The sequence below is a fragment of the Cupriavidus sp. FW305-46 genome, from assembly GCF_058787075.1.
Genome location: NZ_JBYSZI010000098.1, coordinates 1 through 16,284, shown reverse-complemented (window position 1 = coordinate 16,284; position 16,284 = coordinate 1). Strand labels below are relative to the sequence as shown.

The following is a 16,284-nucleotide window of genomic DNA, read 5'->3' as shown; positions in this document are numbered from 1 at the left end:
GAGCCGGAGCCGGTGGTGCAGCCGCGCCCGGCCCCGCCGCTGCCCGAGGTGAAGAGCAAGGTCGAGGACGACGCCGACATCGCGCTGGAGCGCCAGAAGCGCCGCGCCGAGGCGGCGGCGCGCGAAGAGGCCGAGCGCAAGCAGGCGGCTGCCCGCAAGGAAGCCGAGCGTAAAGAAGCGGAACGCAAGGAAGCTGCGCGCAAGGAAGCGGAGCAGCGCGAGGCCGAGCGCAAGGAAGCCCAGCGCAAGGACGACGCGAAGAAGAAGGCAGCGCAGCAGGAACAGCAGCGCAAGGAACAGGCCGAGCGCAAGGAAGCAGAACGCAAGGAAGCGGACGCCAGGGCCAAGGCTGACGCCGAGAACAAGGCCAAGGCCAAGGCGGATGCCGACGCCAAGGCCAAGCGCGAGGCTGCGGCCAATGCCCAGCGCAAGAGCGAGCTGGCGCGCCTGCAGGCGCTGGCCGGCGGCTCCGGCGCGGGCGGCGGCGGCGTGGGCAGTACGGCCGGCGCGGGTGCCGGCGGCGGTGGCAAGGCGTCGCCGGGCTATGCCGACCGCGTGCGCCGCCGCGTCAAGCCGAATATCGTCTTTGGCGAGGACGTGCCGGGCAACCCGACCGCGGTGGTGTCGGTGCAGCTGGCGCCGGATGGTTCGCTGCTGTCGGCGCGGCTGTCCAAGTCCAGCGGCAACTCGGGCTGGGATAATGCCGTGCTGCGCGCGGTGGAACGTTCCGACCCGCTGCCGCGTGATGAGAACGGCAAGGCGCCGGCCAGCTTCACCATTACCTTCCGGCCGAAGGACTGAGTGGCCTGGGCGGCATGATTTGCAACATAATGCAACCTTCATCGCCGGGTCTTGGTCCCAGCGCTAGCATGACAGGTTGCCTGACGCGGCCGGCAGTGTGCGATACGCACGCAGACGGGGCATGCGCCACGCGCTGCAATGCCCATTTGCCCGTGTTGCCGATTGCCTGCCGTGCCCGACGAAACTTGAAATCGACTGAGGAGCAGCATGCGAAAGCTTTGGGCCCCCAACTGGCTGTCCGCGAGGCGGCACAACGCAACCCAACCCGAATCCCAACGCGCCATCGGCCGGCATCCGCTGGCCGGCCGCCGCGCGCTGATGGCCTGGCTGGCCGCGGCGATGACGATGGCAGCCGGCGCCGCGCACGCGCAACTCAACGTTGAGATCTCCGGGGTCGGGTCCAGCCAGATCCCGGTTGCGACCGCCAACTTCCAGGGCGAGGCCCAGTCCCCGCAGAACCTGACCGCGATCATCCGCGCCGACCTGGCGCGCAGCGGGCGCTTGCGCAATGTCGATCCGGGCGGCGCCACGGTGGCGGAATCCGCCAATGTCGACCTGGGCAGCTGGAAGTCGCGCGGCGCCGATGCCTTCGTCGCCGGCAGCGTGACTCCGGCCGCCGGCGGCAAGTATGAGGTCCGCTTCCGCCTGTACGACACCGTCAAGGGCCAGAGCCTGGGCGGGCTTGCCTTTACCGTCAACCAGTCCCAGCTGCGCGTGACCGCGCACAAGATCGCCGACTACATCTATGAAAAGCTGCTCGGCGAGCGCGGCGTGTTTGCCACGCGCCTGTCCTACGTGTCGAAGGTCGGCGGCCGCTACCAGCTGCTGATTTCCGATTCCGATGGCCAGAACGCGCAGGTGGCCCTGACCAGCAACGAGCCGATCATTTCGCCGTCGTGGTCGCCGGACGGCGCGCGCGTGGCCTATGTCTCGTTCGAGGCCAAGAAGCCGGTGGTGTACGTGCACGACCTCGCCAGCGGCAAGCGCACCCTGGTATCGAACCAGAAGGGCAACAACAGCGCGCCGTCGTGGTCGCCTGATGGCCGGCACCTGGCGCTGGCGCTGTCGCGAGACGGCAATACCCAGGTCTACCAGGTCAATGCCGACGGCTCCGGCATCCGCCGTCTGTCGCGCAGCAGCGCCATCGACACCGAGCCGCAGTATTCTCCGGACGGCAAGAGCATCTACTTCACCAGCGACCGCGGCGGTGCGCCGCAGGTCTACCGCATGCCCGCTTCCGGCGAGGAAGGTGGCGGTGCGCAGCGTGTCACCTTCAAGGGCAGCTACAACGTCAGCCCGCGGGTTTCGCCAGACGGCAAGTACCTGGCGTACATCTCGCGCGCGGGCGGCTTCAAGCTGCAGCTGCAGGACCTGAGCAACGGCGACGTGACGTCGCTGACCGATACGGCCAACGACGAAGCGCCCAGCTTTGCCGCCAACGGCAAGTACATCCTCTATGCCACCCGCGTGGGCGGTCGCGCGGTGCTGGCGGCGGTTTCCACTGACGGGCGTACCCGGCAGGTTCTGTCCCTCCAGTCCGGCGATGTTCGCGAGCCGTCCTGGGGTCCTTTCATGCAATAACAGGAGTCATTCACCATGCCCCAACTGATGAGCAAAACCCTTGCCGTTGCCGCACTGCTGGCCCTTGGCGCCTGCAGCTCCGGCGTCAAGCTGGACGACACCGCCAAAGCCGGTGCCGGCGCGGGCACCGGTGCCGATCCGCGCGCAGTGACCCCGGTCACGGCCGCCGATCCGCTCAACGATCCGAACAGCCCGCTGGCCAAGCGCAGCGTGTACTTCGACTTCGACAGCTACTCGGTCAAGTCCGACTACCAGGGCATGCTGGGCGAGCACGCCAAGTACCTGGGCTCGAACAAGGGTCGCAAGATCCTGATCCAGGGCAACACCGACGAACGCGGCACCAGCGAGTACAACCTGGCGCTGGGCCAGAAGCGCGCCGAAGCCGTGCGCCGCTCGCTGGCTTCGATGGGCGTGCCCGACGGCCAGATGGAAGCCGTCAGCCTGGGCAAGGAAAAGCCCAAGGCCACCGGCCATGATGAAGCCTCGTGGGCCGAAAACCGCCGCGCGGACATCAACTACTGATCTCTGGACTGCCTTTCATGAAAGCACGCGTTTCCACCCTGTTGTGGCTCGCCGCCGTCGCCGGCGGCGGCATGCTGCCGCTGTCGCAGGCGCATGCCGGAGTGTTCGATGATGACGAGGCGCGCAAGGCGGTCATCAGCCTGCGCGACCAGTTCAACGGTTTCCAGGCAACCGCGACGCAGCGCATCGAGCAGAACAGCCGTACCACGCTCGACATGCAGAACCAGCTCGAGGGCCTGCGCCAGGAAGTGGCGCGGCTGCGCGGCCAGAACGAAGTGCTGCAGAACACGGTGGACACGCTGCAGAAGCAGCAGAAGGACTACTACGCCGACCTGGATGCGCGCCTGAAGAAATTCGAGCCGCAGCAGGTCACCGTCGAAGGCCGCGAAGGCCTGTCGCAGCCGGGCGAAAAGCCCGAATACGATGCCGCGCTCAAGCAGTTCCAGGCGGGCGACTTCAAGAGCGCCGGGAGTTCGTTCTCGGCGTTCGTCAAGAAGTACCCCCAGAGCCCGTACGTGCCGCTGGCGCAGTACTGGCTCGGCAACTCGCTGTATGCGCAGCGCGACTACAAGGGCTCCACCTCGGTGCTGCAGACCATGATCAATAACAACCCGACGCATCCCAAGGTGCCGGATGCGATGATCGCGGTCGCCAACAACCAGCTCGAGTCCGGCCAGAAGGCGGCCGCGCGCAAGACGCTGGAGCAGGTGGTGGCCAAGTATCCGGGCACCGAAGGCGCGCAGGCGGCCAGCAACCGGCTGAAGACGTTGAAATAACACCGGAAGCGGCCGGTACGCCCGGTCCTGTCTGCAAGGCCCGCTTCGGCGGGCCTTTTTCTTGGGTCGCGCTAAAATACGCGATTCGCCTGAATCTTTTGCGCGCCGAGGCGGCGCGCTTCCCATCATGACCAAACGCGCCATCGTCCTGCTGTCCGGCGGACTAGACTCTGCCACCGTACTCGCCATGGCCCGCGCCCAGGGCTTCGAGACCTATGCGCTGTCGATGCGCTATGGCCAGCGCCACTCCTCTGAGCTGGAAGCCGCCAAGCGCGTGGCGGCCGCGCTGGGCGCCACCCGCCACGAGATCATCGACCTGGACCTGCGCCGCTTCGGCGGCTCGGCGCTGACCGACGACGCGCTGGCGGTGCCGACCGACGGCGCTTCCGACGGCATCCCGGTCACCTACGTGCCGGCGCGCAACACCATCATGCTGTCGCTGGCGCTCGGCTGGGCCGAGGCCGTCGGCGGGCGCGACCTGTTCTTCGGCGCCAATGCGGTCGACTACTCCGGTTACCCGGACTGCCGCCCGGAATACGTCGCGGCCTATGAAACGCTGGCCAACCTCGCCACCAAGGCCGGGGTCGAGGGCGACCGCTTCCGCGTGCATGCGCCCATCATCGACATGACCAAGGGCGAGATCATCCGCGCCGGCATCGCGCTGGGGGTGGACTACAGCCTGACGGTGTCGTGCTACCAGGCCGACGACGACGGCCGCGCCTGCGGCGTGTGCGATTCGTGCCGCATCCGCCGGGCCGGCTTTGAAGCCGCCGGTGTGCCCGATCCGACCCGCTACCAGGCCGCTGCCTGATCACAAGCCGACGTCCACGCCCCTACATGCCTGAAATCGACCTCGCCGCGCTCTCGCGCACCGTGCTGCTGAGCACGTTCGTCCTGACCTTCCTGTTTGGCGCCGTGCTGCAGCGCACGCACTTCTGCACCATGGGCGCGGTCTCCGACATCGTCAACATGGGCGACTGGAGCCGCATGCGCATGTGGGTGCTGGCGATCGGCGTGGCCATGATCGGCACCGGCGTGCTGGCCTGGACCGGCGCGATCGACCCTACCAAGACCATCTACACCGCCAGCAAGCTGGGCTGGCTGTCGGCGCTGGCCGGCGGGCTGATGTTCGGCTTCGGCATGGTGCTGGCGTCGGGCTGCGGCAGCAAGACGCTGGTGCGCATCGGCGCGGGCAACCTGAAGTCGCTGGTGGTCTTGGTCTTCCTGGGCCTGTCGGCCTACATGACGCTGCGCGGGCTGTTCGGCGTGGTGCGAGTGAATACCGTCGATGCGGTGGCGCTGACGCTGCCCACCACGCAAGACCTGCCGTCCATGCTGGCGCAGGGCACGGGGCTCGCGCGCGGCGCGCTGCAGCTGGGCCTGGGCCTGGCGCTGGGCGGCGTGCTGGTGGTGTGGGCGCTGGCGGGCCGCGGCTTCCGCTCGTTCGACAACCTGCTTGGCGGCATCGGCGTCGGGCTGATCATCGTGGCAATGTGGTATGTCTCGGGCCACCTCGGCTATGTAGCCGAAGACCCCAATACGCTTGAGGAACTGTTCGTCTCGACCAACAGCGGCCGCATGGAAAGCCTGAGCTTTGTCGCCCCCTATGCCTACACGCTCGACTGGCTGATGATGTTCAGCGACAAGAGCAAGGTGGTGACGGTCGGCATCGTCAGCGTGTTCGGCGTGATCGCCGGCGCGGCGGCCTATGCCCTGGCCACGCGCACATTCCGCTGGGAAGGCTTCGGCAATGCCGAGGACGTCGCCAACCATATGGTCGGCGGCATCCTGATGGGTGCGGGCGGCGTGACCGCGCTGGGCTGCACGGTCGGGCAGGGGCTGTCGGGCGTGTCGACCCTGGCGCTTGGCTCGTTTATCGCGCTGGCGGGTATCCTGGCCGGTGCAGTGCTGGCATTCCGCTACCAGATATGGCGTCTGGAGCGCATGGCCTGAGGAGCGTGCTTGACACATCGAGAACCGCATCCCTATAATCGCGGTTCTGTTTTTTCGGGTCGTTAGCTCAGTCGGTAGAGCAGCGGACTTTTAATCCGTTGGTCGCGTGTTCGAGTCACGCACGACCCACCAGTATTACGAAGGGCCTGTGGCGCAAGCCACAGGCCCTTTTTGCGTCTGGCATGCCCCGCTAACGGGGGGGTGCTTTAACTAGTTCGAGGTAGAGACTTAGGACTGCCTGCGCAGCACAATGGATCAGCCGCGGCGTGTTGACCGCGGTCCATCAGGATGGCCGCGAGACACGGCCCACCAACAAGACCCTATGCGGCAAGCAGGCGTTTCCTTGCCGGCCAGCGGGCACGTGCTGCGCATTATCTGGCCGTTCGTACCGGTGGTCGTTGCGCTGGCGTTGTTCTGCATCGCCAGCCTGGACCTGTTGTCGGCCGCGCGCGCCTTTGTCGCGGGCGAGAGCCAGTGGTCCAAAGGCCAGAAGAACGCCGTGCTGCACCTGCTGCGCTACGGCGAGGATCGTGATCCGGCGGATTTCGAGGCATACCTGGAGTCGATCGCGATCCCGCTGGGCGACCACCGCGCGCGCCTGGAGCTCGACCGCGACGAGCCTGACCTGGAGCGCATCCATGAAGGGCTGCTTGCCGGCGGCAACCATCCCGAAGACATTCCGCGGATGGTGCGGCTCTACCGGAATTTCCGCCATATCCAGGAGGTCGATGCCGCGATTCGCGTGTGGGCCGCGGGCGACATCGAGATCTTTGCGCTGCACGAACAGGCGCTGACCCTGCGCCGGCTGACCAGCCAGCCCGGCTGCGGCGATGAGTGCGTGGCGCCGGTGCTGCGCAACATTGCGCGGATCGACGCCAGGCTGACGCCGCTGGAGCGGGCCTTTTCGGGCCATCTGGGCCAGGCCTCGCGCCGCGTGACGCGGCTGCTGACCAACGGCAGCGCGGTGATGGCGGCCGCGCTGCTGATGTCGGCGATCCTGCTGTCGGTGGGGCCGCTGCGGCGCGAGCGCCGGCTGCGCGAGGCGCTGGCGCAGCGCGAAGAGCAGCTGCAGCTGGCGGTGGAGGGCAGCAACGACGGCCTGTGGGACTGGCATCTCGGCCGCGGCGAGCTGTACTTCTCGCCGCGCTGCGCGCAGATGCTGGGCTACCAGGACACCGAGCTGCCGCATGCGCGCGAAACCGTGCTGGGCCTGCTGCATCCTTCCGAGCTGGCTGCCTTCGAGGCCAAGCTGGCGCACCATCTGCGCAGCGGCGAGCCCTACGATGCCGAATTCCGCCTGCGCAACCGTGCCGGCGATTACCTGTGGGTGCGCGCCCGCGGCCGGCTGGTGCGCGGGGCGGGGCGCCGGCGCGCGCGCATGGCGGGGTCGCTCACGGATATTTCCGACCACAAGCGCTACGAGACCCAGCTCTTTGCCGAGAAGGAGCGCGCCCAGGTCACGCTGCAGGCCATCGGCGACGCGGTGGTGACGGCCGATGTGTGGGGGCGCGTGGAATCGCTCAACCCCGCGGCCGAGGCCCTGACCGGCTGGCGCGAAGCCGACGCCCGCGGCCTGCCGCTGAGCAGCGTGTGCGTGCTGCGCGACGAGGAAAGCCTGGCGCCGCTGCCCGATATTGTCACGCTGGCGTTGCGGCAGCGCTGGCGCAGCCGGTCGGCGCAGCTGGTGCAGCGCGATGTGTCCGGGCTGCCCGGACAGGCGCTGGCGGTCAAGCCATCGGTAGCGCTGATCCGCGACCGTGCCGCGCAGGCCATCGGCGTGGTGGTGGTGCTGCACGATATCAGCCAGGAACGCGCCCATGCGGCGCGGCTGGCGTACGAGGCCAGCCACGATGCGCTGACCGGCCTGGTCAACCGCGCCGAGTTCGAGCGCCGGCTGGACGCGGCGATCACGCGGGCACGGGTGCAGGGCACCACCCATACGCTGATGTACCTGGACCTGGATCAGTTCAAGGTGGTCAACGACACCTGCGGCCATGCCGCCGGCGACGAGCTGATCCGGCAGATGGCTGAGGTCATGCGCAGCCAGCTGCGCCGCAGCGACACGCTGGCCCGGTTGGGCGGCGACGAGTTCGGCGTGCTGCTGGAGCAATGCGGCCACGCCGACGGCGAACGCGTGGCCGAGGCCTTGCGCCACGCCATTGCCTGTTTCCGCTTTGCGCATCGCCAGCGCACCTTCACGCTGGGTGTCAGCATTGGCCTGGTGACGCTGGACCGCCAGACCGTCAACGTCGCCGAGGCGCTGAGCGCGGCCGACGCGGCCTGCTACGTGGCCAAGGAGGGCGGGCGCAACCGCGTGCAGGTCTACCATCCGCTGGACAGCGTGGTGCAGGCGCGCCACGGCGAGATGGAGTGGGTCAGCCGCGTGCATGCGGCGCTGGCGGCTGGCCGCTTCTGCCTGTACTCGCAGGAGATCGTGCCGGCGCACGATGGCGCGCTGCCGCAGACGGGCCGCCATGTGGAACTGCTGCTGCGCATGGTCGATGAACGTGGCCGGCTGGTGCCGCCGATGGCCTTCTTGCCGGCCTGCGAGCGCTACAACCTGATGCCGATGATCGACCGCTGGGTGGTCGAGACCGCGTTTCGCACCCTGGCGGGACGGCAGGCGGAGATTGCCACCTGCGCGATCAACCTGTCAGGCTCGTCGCTGGCGGACCTCCAGTTTCCCGACTTCGTGCGCGAGCAGGCGCAGCGCTTCGGCATTGCGCTGGACGGCATTTGCTTCGAGATCACGGAAACCGCAGCGATCTCCAACCTGGCGCAGGCCGGCGCGTTCATCCTGCAGCTGCAGCAGCTGGGCTGCAAGTTTGCGCTGGATGACTTCGGCGCGGGCATGTCTTCGTTCACCTACCTGAAGCACCTGCCGGCGGCCTACCTGAAGATCGACGGCAGCTTCGTGCGCGACATGCTGGCCGACCCGGTCAACCTGGTGATGGTGGAGGTGATCCAGCGCATCGGCCACGCCATGGGCAAGCAGACCATTGCGGAATTCGTTGAGAGCGAGGCCATGCTCGAACGGCTGCGCGAGCTGGGCGTGGACCTGGTGCAGGGCTACCACATTGCGCAGCCGGTGCCGTTTGCCCTGGCGGATCCCAACGCCGGCGACCGGGCGGCGCTGGCGCTTGCGGGCTGAGCCGCCAGGCCCGGCGGCGGGTCAGGGAACGAGCGGGTCGCGGAAGCCGGTATCGGCGCCGGGCGGGGTGCCGGCCGGCGCGGGCGTCGGCGCGGTTGCGGGCGGCACGGCCTGGTGCCTGGCTTCGCGCCAGGTGTTGTACACCCAGTAGGCGGCGCCGGCTGCCAGGCCGACCTTGGACAGCTTCCAGGTCCAGCGCAGCACCGGCGTGCGCTTGACCAGCGGCAGCGCCAGCGTCATTACGGTGCTCAGCAGCGGGTAGTCCTTGGTCATGCCGACCACTTTCATCCACGACCCCGGACGGGCGATGCGCGGCAGCCAGTGGCCGATAGTGCCCAGGCGGTGCGCGCCAGCCCGCACCTCATGCAGGGCCTGCAGGCAGTCGTAGCGTTCCAGCGCGGCGCGGGTCAGCAGCAGTTCCTTGCGCACCGCCAGCGGCAGACGCACCTCTTGCGTGAACCGGGCCCGCCGCGGGTGTTCGCGGCGGTCGTGTCCGGCAGCGCTGTCGTCGGGTTCCAGGGGGCTCATCGGCGCAGGATCTCCCGGTCTTTGTCGATTTCGGCGAGCGTGGCCTCCAGCATCGGCGGGGCGTTGCGCACCAGGTTGCGTGCGTACGCCAGGCAAATCGCGCACAGCACCAGGTAAAGGACCGTCAGTGCGCCCAGTGCCTGCCAGCGGTAGGTGTCCCAGAACAGGATGGCGATCAGCCCGGTCAGCGTGACCAGCCCGATGCCAAAGAACACCAGGCCGAAGCAGGCCAGCAGCGCGACCTTCATCAGGCGCGTGCGTTCCTCGGCAAGCTCCACGCTGGCGAGTTCGAGGCGGGTCTGGACCATGGCCACCAGCGAGCCGGCCAGGTTGCGCACGGATTCGAGGAGCTTGGGGGAAGGGGGGGATTCGCTCATGCGGCTCCGGCGTGAAAGAGCGGCGCGACGGCGTGGGCCGTACGCGCCTTTCCAGCAGGCGGGCCGGGTGTGGCGGCTGTTGTGTCGCCAGCCCCGGCCACTGGCAACCCGATGACCGGGTTGCCGCTCAGGCGCGGCACACCAGCACGCCGCGCCGGGTTGGAATCGCTTACTTGCGGTTCAGCAGCAGACCGATCAGCAGGCCTACGCCGGCCGCCACGCCCACGGCGCGCCACGGGTGGTCATGCACGTAGTCGTCGGTGGCGCGTGCCGCGGCCTTGCTCTTGGTCACGACGGCGTCTTGCAGGTCCTGGGCCTTTTCCTTGGCTTGCTTGAGCAGGCCCATGCCACGCTCGCGCAGTTCGGCGGCCTTTTCCCCGGTGGTCGAGGCGGCTTGCTTCAGCAGTTCCTCGGCGTCGGACAGAACGGTCTTGACATCGCTCATCAGTTTCTCCTGTTTGCGGGCGGTTGGTTCGGTTTGTGCGGATTCTGACATTTTCTACGCTCCGAGGCTAACGGCAATTGTCGGTCTGATACTTAGCATATGTGGCGGGCGGCCGTGGTTTCAAGGCTGCAAGCCAGTGCGCGTGCCGCTTCGCTGCCTAGTATCGTCAGCATGCCGGAAAGCAAGCGTGATGAATGTCAGAAAATGTCTATATGACTTCGAGTGATTTTGTAGTGACTTTATATTCGTTTGGGTTGGATATCAATCCGGATACTCTGGTTCCACCCCGAAATCAGGAGAACAGAACATGGCTTTGCGTCTTGGCGATATCGCCCCGGACTTCGAGCAGGATTCGAGCGAAGGCCGCATTGGCTTCCATGCGTGGCTTGGCGACAGTTGGGGCGTGCTGTTCTCGCACCCGGCCGACTACACCCCCGTGTGCACCACCGAGCTGGGCCTGACCGCGAAGCTGAAGGATGAATTCGCACGCCGCGGCGTCAGGGCGATCGCGTTGTCGGTGGACAACGTGGACTCGCACCGCGGCTGGATCCAGGATATCAACGAGACCCAGTCGACCACGGTCAACTTCCCGATCCTGGCCGATGGCGACCGCAAGGTGTCGCAACTCTACGACATGATCCACCCGAACGCGAACGAGACCCTGACGGTGCGCTCGCTGTTCATCATCGACCCGAAGAAGAAGGTGCGCCTGATCATCACCTATCCGGCCAGCACCGGGCGCAATTTCAACGAGATCCTGCGCGTGATCGACTCGCTGCAGCTGACCGACAACCACAGCGTGGCCACGCCGGGCAACTGGCAGGACGGCGACGACGTGGTGATCGTGCCCTCGCTGAAGGACGAGGCGGTGATCCGCGAGAAATTCCCCAAGGGCTACCAGGCGGTGCGGCCGTACCTGCGCCTGACGCCCCAACCCAACAAATGAACGCGGCCCCGCGTGAAGGCGGGGCCGGCGTGCAGGACAGGCGTTTTATCGACGGGGGCAGCCTCGTCGTCTCCTTGGTAGTGTGCTTGGCCCGGCTTTGCAGCCGGGCTTTTTTATTGCGGAGAGCTGTCCGTTGGTCGCGGATGCGATCAGAAGAAGGCCTGGAGGCCGGTCTGGGCACGGCCCAGGATCAGCGCGTGGATGTCGTGGGTGCCTTCATAGGTGTTGACCACCTCCAGGTTCACCACGTGGCGGATCACGCCGAACTCATCCGAGATGCCGTTGCCGCCCAGCATGTCGCGCGCCACGCGGGCGATGTCGAGCGACTTGCCGCACGAGTTGCGCTTCATGATCGAGGTGATTTCCACTGCGGCGGTGCCTTCGTCCTTCATGCGGCCCAGGCGCAGGCAGCCTTGCAGGCCGAGCGTGATCTCGGTCTGCATGTCGGCCAGCTTCTTCTGCACCAGCTGCGTGGCGGCCAGCGGGCGGCCGAACTGCTTGCGGTCCAGGGTGTACTGGCGCGCGGTGTGCCAGCAGAATTCGGCGGCGCCCAGCGCGCCCCAGGCGATGCCGTAGCGGGCCGAGTTCAGGCACGTGAACGGCCCCTTCAGGCCGCTCACGCCGGGCATGATGTTCTCTTCCGGCACGAACACCTGGTCCAGCACGATTTCGCCGGTAATCGAGGTGCGCAGGCCGACCTTGCCGTGGATGGCAGGTGCCGACAGGCCCTTCCAGCCTTTTTCGAGGATAAAGCCGCGGATCGCTTCCTTGCCGTCGTCGCCTTGCAGCTTGGCCCAGACCACGAACACGTCGGCGATCGGCGAGTTGGTGATCCACATCTTGGCGCCGGTCAGCTCATAGCCGCCGTCGACCTTCTTGGCGCGGGTGACCATCGAGCCCGGGTCGGAGCCGTGGTTCGGCTCGGTCAGGCCGAAGCAGCCGATCCATTCGCCGGTGGCCAGCTTGGGCAGGTACTTCTGCTTCTGCGCTTCGGTGCCGAATTCAAAGATCGGCACCATCACCAGCGACGACTGCACGCTCATCATCGAGCGGTAGCCCGAATCGACGCGCTCGACTTCACGGGCGATCAGGCCGTAGCTGACGTAGTTCAGGCCCGGGCCGCCGTATTGCTCCGGGATGGTGGGGCCGAGCAGGCCCAGTTCGCCCATCTCGCGGAATATCTCCACGTCGGTCTTCTCGTTGCGGAACGACTGCAGCACGCGCGGCATCAGCTTGTCCTGGCAGTACGCCGCGGCGGCGTCGCGCACCATGCGTTCGTCGGCGGTCAGTTGCTGGTCCAGCAGCAGGGGGTCGGCCCAGTGGAATTCGGCGTTGGCAGCCATGCAGGTCTCCTTCGGTAGCGCGGGGGGAAGCGTCGGGGGCGGGGCGAATGGTCGCTTGCCGCACCGGCGCTTCCGGGAATCATGACGGGTTCGGTGATCTTCGCGGAGGGTTATTTGTTGTTCCGCATTGCGGAACTGTGTTCCGTTGAATTAGTATATCGCAATGGCTTTGCCGTGCAACAGGCAAAACCCCCGACACCCATGCCTTTGTGCGATGAGCGGACAACCGCCGACCTGAGAGGAGCCGCCTTGACCAGTCCGTCACTTTCTCCCGATGCCACGCCGCCCGCGCCGGTGCGCGACAGCGATCCCAACTTCGTTACCGCGCTGGCGCGCGGGCTGGAGCTGATGCGCTGCTTCCGCACCGGCGAGGCAATGCTCGGCAACCAGGACTTCGTGCGCCGCACTGGCTTCCCCAAGGCCACGGTGAGCCGGCTGGCCGGCACGCTGGTGCAGCTCGGTTACCTGCGCTATGACGAAAGCCTGGGCAAGTACGCGCTGGATGCCGGCGTGCTGGCGCTGGGCTATGCCTACCTGTCGGCGTCGGACGTGGTGTCGCTGGCGCGGCCGCATATGCTGGCGTTCGCGCAGTCGTACGGGGTCTCGGTCTCGCTGGGCAAGCGCGAGCGCATGGAAGTGATCTACCTGGAATCGATCCGCAACGATGCGGGCGTGATGCTGGGGCTGGGCGTGGGCTCGCGGCTGTCGCTGGTGTCCAGTTCGATGGGGCGGGCATACCTGGCCGCGCTGCCGGCGGCGCGGCGCGAGCGGGTCATGGCTGAGTTCAGCCAGGCGTTCCCGGAACAGTGGAAGCAGCAGGAGACGGCCACGCGCGCCGCCCTGGCCGAGGCGCAGCAGCGCGGCTATGCGGCGTCGTTCCGCGACTGGCATCCGGCCATCCATGCCTGTGCGGTGGCGTTCCGGCCGGTGGGGGAGAAGGAGCTGCACATGCTGAGTTGCAGTGCTTCCTATGGGGCGGTGGATGAATCGGTGTTCCACCAGACGCTGGCGCCGGCGTTGCGGGCGCTCGCGGCAAGGTTGTCGGACCCGGCGGGGTGACGGCCAGGTCCGACGCGCAAGGCGTTACAGGTCGGTGCGCAGCTTCCACAGTTCCGGGAACAGCACCACATCCAGCATCTTGCGCAGGTAGCTGACGCCCTCGGTGCCGCCGGTGCCGCGCTTGAAGCCGATCACGCGTTCGACCGTGGTCACGTGGCGGAAGCGCCACTGGCGGAACGAATCCTCCAGGTCCACGAACTTCTCGCCCAGCTCGTACAGCTCCCAGTGCGCCGACGGATTGCGATAGACCTCCAGCCACGCCGCCTCGACCGAGGCGTTGTACGCAGTCGGCTGGGTCCAGTCCCGCTCCACGCAATCCGCATCGACCGCAAAACCATGTCGCGCCATCAGCCGGATCGCCTCGTCATAAAGCGACGGCGTCTTCAGCGCGGTCTCCACCAAGGCCAGGTGCTCCGGCCGGTGCGCATGCGGTTTCAGCATGGCCGCGTTCTTGTTGCCGAGAATGAACTCGATCTCGCGATACTGGAACGACTGGAAGCCCGACGACATCCCCAGGTAAGGCCGCATCGCGGAATACTCCGGCGGCGTCATCGTCGCCAGCACGTTCCACGCCTGCACCAGCTGGTCCATGATGCGCGACACCCGCGTCAGCATCTTGAACGCAGGCGGCAGGCTGTCGGCCTTGACCGACTCGCGCGCGGCGCGCAGCTCGTGCAGCATCAGCTTCATCCACAGCTCGGTGGTCTGGTGCTGCACGATAAACAGCATCTCGTTGTGGTCCGGCGACAGCGGGTGCTGCGCATTCAGGATCTGGTCCAGGCCGAGATAGTCGCCATAGCTCATGTCCTTGGCGAAATCCATCTGCGCGCCGTGCCAGCCGTCGCCCTGTGCTTTCGTGCCTGCCTCGCTGGCCGCGGCGGAGAAGGGGCATCCCTTGAATTCACTCATGATGCGCTCCCGATCAGGTCACCTGGCCGCGCGTCTGGAAGCGCGCGTCGCGATAGGCGCCGCTGTCCAGCACGTCGCGCAGGATTTCCACAGCATCCCACACCTCGGCGAAGCTGGTGTACAGCGGCGTGAAGCCGAAGCGGGCGATGCGCGGCTCGCGGTAGTCGCCGATCACGCCCCGCTCGATCAGGGCCTGCACCAGCGCATAGCCGTCCGGGTGCTCCAGGCTGACCTGGCTGCCGCGGCGCGCGTGCTCGCGCGGCGTGACCAGCGTCAGCGGGTGGTGGCCGCAACGCGCCTCCACCAGTTCGATGAACAGGTCGGTCAGCAGCAGTGACTTGGCGCGCAGCACCTGCATATTGGTCTGGGCGAAGATGTCCAGGCCGCATTCGACCATCGCCAGCGAGGTCACAGGCTGCGTGCCGCACAGGAAGCGGCGCACGCCTTCCACCGGGCGATACTGCGGATCCATCGCGAACGGCGCGGCATGGCCCCACCAGCCCGACAGCGGCTGCCAGAAGGCATCGCGCAGCGCCGGCGCGACCCACACGAAGGCGGGCGAACCCGGGCCGCCGTTCAGGTACTTGTAGGTGCAGCCGATGGCGTAGTCGGCCCCGGCCGCCTTCAGGTTGACCGGCACCGCGCCGGCGGAGTGGCACAGGTCCCACACCGTGAGCGCGCCGCGGGCGTGGGCGAGTTCGGTCAGCGAGGCCATGTCGAGCATCTCGCCGGTCTTGTAGTTGACGTGCGTGAGCATCAGCACGGCGGTGTCGGCGCCCACGGCGGCGTCGATCTCGGCCGGCGAATTGACCAGGCGCAGCGAATAGCCCTGCTGCAGCAGATCGGCCAGGCCTTGCGCGATGTACAGGTCAGTGGGGAAGTTGCTGGCCTCCGACACGATCACCTTGCGCGCCGGGTCACGCGACTGCTGCACGCGCAGCGCCGCGGCCAGCACCTTGAACAGGTTGATCGAAGTGGTGTCGGTCACCACCACCTCATCCTGGCCGGCGCCGACCAGCGGGGCCAGCTTGTTGCCCAGCCGCTGCGGCAGCTCGAACCAGCCGGCGGTGTTCCAGCTGCGGATCAGGCCCTCGCCCCATTCCTCGGCCACCACCTGGGCGGCGCGCGCGGCGGCGGCGCGCGGGCGCGCGCCCAGCGAGTTGCCGTCGAGGTAGATCACGCCCTCGGGCAGCGCGAACTGGTCGCGCAGCGGGCGCAGCGGGTCTTGCTGGTCGAGCCGGATACAGTGCTCGCGGTCAAATGTCGTCATGTCGTGGGATTGGCCAGGGGTTGTTCGGGAATGGTTCAGTCGAGGCTGCGCAGCACCGCGCGCACCGGGCTGGCATCGAGCCCGGCAAAGCGCAGCGGCAGCGCGATCAGTTCGTAGTCGCCGGCATCGACCTCATCCAGCACGATGCCTTCCAGGATGGCCAGCCCGTGCCGGCGCGCGGCGTTGTGCGCGTCCATGGTCTTGGATTCCTGCGGGTCCAGCGACGGTGTGTCGATGCCCACCAGTTGCACGCCGTGCGCGGCCAGCAGCGCGATGGTCTCGGCCGCGACCGCGCAGAAATGCGGGTCCCACTGCGCCAGCGGCGCCTGCCGGTAGGTGCGCAGCAGCACGCGCGGCGGCAGGCCGGCCAGCGCGTGTTCAATATGGTGCGGCTCGACCACGGGCGAGGCGCCGATGCAATGGATCACGCGGCAGGTGCCGAGGTAGGGCGTGAGCGGCACGGCGCCGATCGGCGCGCCGTCGGCAGCGTAGTGCAGCGGGGCGTCGGCGTGCGCGCCGGTATGCGGGGATAGCGTGATGCGGCCGACATTCACCGGGCAGTGCTCGTCTATCTGCCAGGCCGGCTGCTGCTGGAACGGCGTGTCGCCGGGCCAGACCGGGGT

The 16,284-nt window shown here is 67.5% G+C and carries 16 protein-coding genes and 1 tRNA gene; 10 read left to right on the top strand and 7 right to left on the bottom strand.

The window, feature by feature from the left end:
* From tolA to AC3WON_RS29510, 8 genes are all read left to right on the top strand, one after another.
* On the top strand, positions 1-801 hold an 801-nt coding region (gene tolA / locus AC3WON_RS29545), incomplete at its 5' end, for a cell envelope integrity protein TolA (RefSeq protein ID WP_492353331.1).
* A gap of 207 nt (positions 802-1,008) precedes the next feature.
* The gene (gene tolB, locus AC3WON_RS29540) at positions 1,009-2,382 is read left to right on the top strand and encodes a Tol-Pal system beta propeller repeat protein TolB (protein WP_492318792.1); all 1,374 of its coding nucleotides are present in this window, start codon (positions 1,009-1,011) and stop codon (positions 2,380-2,382) included.
* A 15-nt stretch (positions 2,383-2,397) separates the two neighbouring features.
* The gene (pal, locus tag AC3WON_RS29535; RefSeq protein WP_340521164.1) at positions 2,398-2,904 is read left to right on the top strand and encodes a peptidoglycan-associated lipoprotein Pal; all 507 of its coding nucleotides are present in this window, start codon (positions 2,398-2,400) and stop codon (positions 2,902-2,904) included.
* 17 nt (positions 2,905-2,921) lie between these two features.
* The gene (gene ybgF / locus AC3WON_RS29530; RefSeq protein WP_010813735.1) at positions 2,922-3,680 is read left to right on the top strand and encodes a tol-pal system protein YbgF; all 759 of its coding nucleotides are present in this window, start codon (positions 2,922-2,924) and stop codon (positions 3,678-3,680) included.
* A 127-nt stretch (positions 3,681-3,807) separates the two neighbouring features.
* Positions 3,808-4,491 carry a 7-cyano-7-deazaguanine synthase QueC gene (gene queC / locus AC3WON_RS29525; RefSeq protein WP_492318791.1) on the top strand — a complete coding sequence of 228 codons (684 nt, stop codon included), beginning with the start codon at positions 3,808-3,810 and terminating at the stop codon, positions 4,489-4,491.
* Positions 4,492-4,517: 26 nt separating this feature from the next.
* On the top strand, positions 4,518-5,633 hold the full coding sequence (locus AC3WON_RS29520) for a YeeE/YedE family protein (protein ID WP_492353330.1): 1,116 nt from the start codon (positions 4,518-4,520) through the stop codon (positions 5,631-5,633).
* A gap of 56 nt (positions 5,634-5,689) precedes the next feature.
* Positions 5,690-5,765: transfer RNA gene (locus tag AC3WON_RS29515), tRNA-Lys, on the top strand.
* A 118-nt stretch (positions 5,766-5,883) separates the two neighbouring features.
* Positions 5,884-8,784 carry an EAL domain-containing protein gene (locus tag AC3WON_RS29510; RefSeq protein ID WP_492353329.1) on the top strand — a complete coding sequence of 967 codons (2,901 nt, stop codon included), beginning with the start codon at positions 5,884-5,886 and terminating at the stop codon, positions 8,782-8,784.
* A 21-nt stretch (positions 8,785-8,805) separates the two neighbouring features.
* On the opposite strand, the gene AC3WON_RS29505 is transcribed toward AC3WON_RS29510, so the two are convergent.
* The 3 genes from AC3WON_RS29505 to AC3WON_RS29495 form a co-directional block, all read right to left on the bottom strand.
* Positions 8,806-9,312: a DUF3318 domain-containing protein gene (locus AC3WON_RS29505; RefSeq protein WP_492318788.1), complete on the bottom strand. Its 507-nt coding sequence runs from the start codon at positions 9,310-9,312 to the stop codon at positions 8,806-8,808.
* Positions 9,309-9,689: a phage holin family protein gene (locus AC3WON_RS29500; RefSeq protein ID WP_492353328.1), complete on the bottom strand. Its 381-nt coding sequence runs from the start codon at positions 9,687-9,689 to the stop codon at positions 9,309-9,311. The genes AC3WON_RS29505 and AC3WON_RS29500 overlap by 4 nt, the downstream gene beginning before the upstream one ends.
* A gap of 169 nt (positions 9,690-9,858) precedes the next feature.
* Positions 9,859-10,185, bottom strand: a complete 327-nt coding sequence (locus AC3WON_RS29495) for an ElaB/YgaM/YqjD family protein (RefSeq protein ID WP_010813729.1) — start codon at positions 10,183-10,185, stop codon at positions 9,859-9,861.
* 256 nt (positions 10,186-10,441) lie between these two features.
* Between AC3WON_RS29495 and AC3WON_RS29490 the strand changes: the two genes are divergently transcribed.
* Positions 10,442-11,080, top strand: a complete 639-nt coding sequence (locus AC3WON_RS29490) for a peroxiredoxin (protein WP_492318786.1) — start codon at positions 10,442-10,444, stop codon at positions 11,078-11,080.
* Between the two features lie 149 nt (positions 11,081-11,229).
* Here the strand turns inward: AC3WON_RS29490 and AC3WON_RS29485 are convergent, their stop codons facing one another.
* Positions 11,230-12,423 (bottom strand): acyl-CoA dehydrogenase, encoded by a 1,194-nt coding sequence (locus AC3WON_RS29485; protein ID WP_010813727.1) that lies wholly within the window; start codon positions 12,421-12,423, stop codon positions 11,230-11,232.
* A gap of 249 nt (positions 12,424-12,672) precedes the next feature.
* Between AC3WON_RS29485 and AC3WON_RS29480 the strand changes: the two genes are divergently transcribed.
* A complete protein-coding gene (locus AC3WON_RS29480) occupies positions 12,673-13,482 on the top strand; it encodes an IclR family transcriptional regulator (protein ID WP_340526275.1) in 810 nt (269 codons plus the stop codon).
* Positions 13,483-13,506: 24 nt separating this feature from the next.
* Here the strand turns inward: AC3WON_RS29480 and kynA are convergent, their stop codons facing one another.
* The 3 genes from kynA to kynB form a co-directional block, all read right to left on the bottom strand.
* Positions 13,507-14,391, bottom strand: coding sequence for a tryptophan 2,3-dioxygenase (gene kynA / locus AC3WON_RS29475; RefSeq protein ID WP_492353327.1), 885 nt, complete (start codon positions 14,389-14,391; stop codon positions 13,507-13,509).
* A 13-nt stretch (positions 14,392-14,404) separates the two neighbouring features.
* Positions 14,405-15,661 (bottom strand): kynureninase, encoded by a 1,257-nt coding sequence (gene kynU / locus AC3WON_RS29470; protein WP_492318784.1) that lies wholly within the window; start codon positions 15,659-15,661, stop codon positions 14,405-14,407.
* Positions 15,662-15,696: 35 nt separating this feature from the next.
* Positions 15,697-16,284 (bottom strand): arylformamidase (gene kynB / locus AC3WON_RS29465; protein ID WP_492353326.1); only part of this gene is annotated, 588 nt, incomplete at its 5' end.

Coding starts and splice junctions, on each gene's coding strand:
- tolB (WP_492318792.1), top strand. CDS start 1,009: ATGCGAAAGCTTTGGGCCCCCAACTGGCTGTCCGCGAGGCGGCACAAC.
- pal (WP_340521164.1), top strand. CDS start 2,398: ATGCCCCAACTGATGAGCAAAACCCTTGCCGTTGCCGCACTGCTGGCC.
- ybgF (WP_010813735.1), top strand. CDS start 2,922: ATGAAAGCACGCGTTTCCACCCTGTTGTGGCTCGCCGCCGTCGCCGGC.
- queC (WP_492318791.1), top strand. CDS start 3,808: ATGACCAAACGCGCCATCGTCCTGCTGTCCGGCGGACTAGACTCTGCC.
- AC3WON_RS29520 (WP_492353330.1), top strand. CDS start 4,518: ATGCCTGAAATCGACCTCGCCGCGCTCTCGCGCACCGTGCTGCTGAGC.
- AC3WON_RS29510 (WP_492353329.1), top strand. CDS start 5,884: ATGGATCAGCCGCGGCGTGTTGACCGCGGTCCATCAGGATGGCCGCGA.
- AC3WON_RS29505 (WP_492318788.1), bottom strand. CDS start 9,312: ATGAGCCCCCTGGAACCCGACGACAGCGCTGCCGGACACGACCGCCGC.
- AC3WON_RS29500 (WP_492353328.1), bottom strand. CDS start 9,689: ATGAGCGAATCCCCCCCTTCCCCCAAGCTCCTCGAATCCGTGCGCAAC.
- AC3WON_RS29495 (WP_010813729.1), bottom strand. CDS start 10,185: ATGTCAGAATCCGCACAAACCGAACCAACCGCCCGCAAACAGGAGAAA.
- AC3WON_RS29490 (WP_492318786.1), top strand. CDS start 10,442: ATGGCTTTGCGTCTTGGCGATATCGCCCCGGACTTCGAGCAGGATTCG.
- AC3WON_RS29485 (WP_010813727.1), bottom strand. CDS start 12,423: ATGGCTGCCAACGCCGAATTCCACTGGGCCGACCCCCTGCTGCTGGAC.
- kynA (WP_492353327.1), bottom strand. CDS start 14,391: ATGAGTGAATTCAAGGGATGCCCCTTCTCCGCCGCGGCCAGCGAGGCA.
- kynU (WP_492318784.1), bottom strand. CDS start 15,661: ATGACGACATTTGACCGCGAGCACTGTATCCGGCTCGACCAGCAAGAC.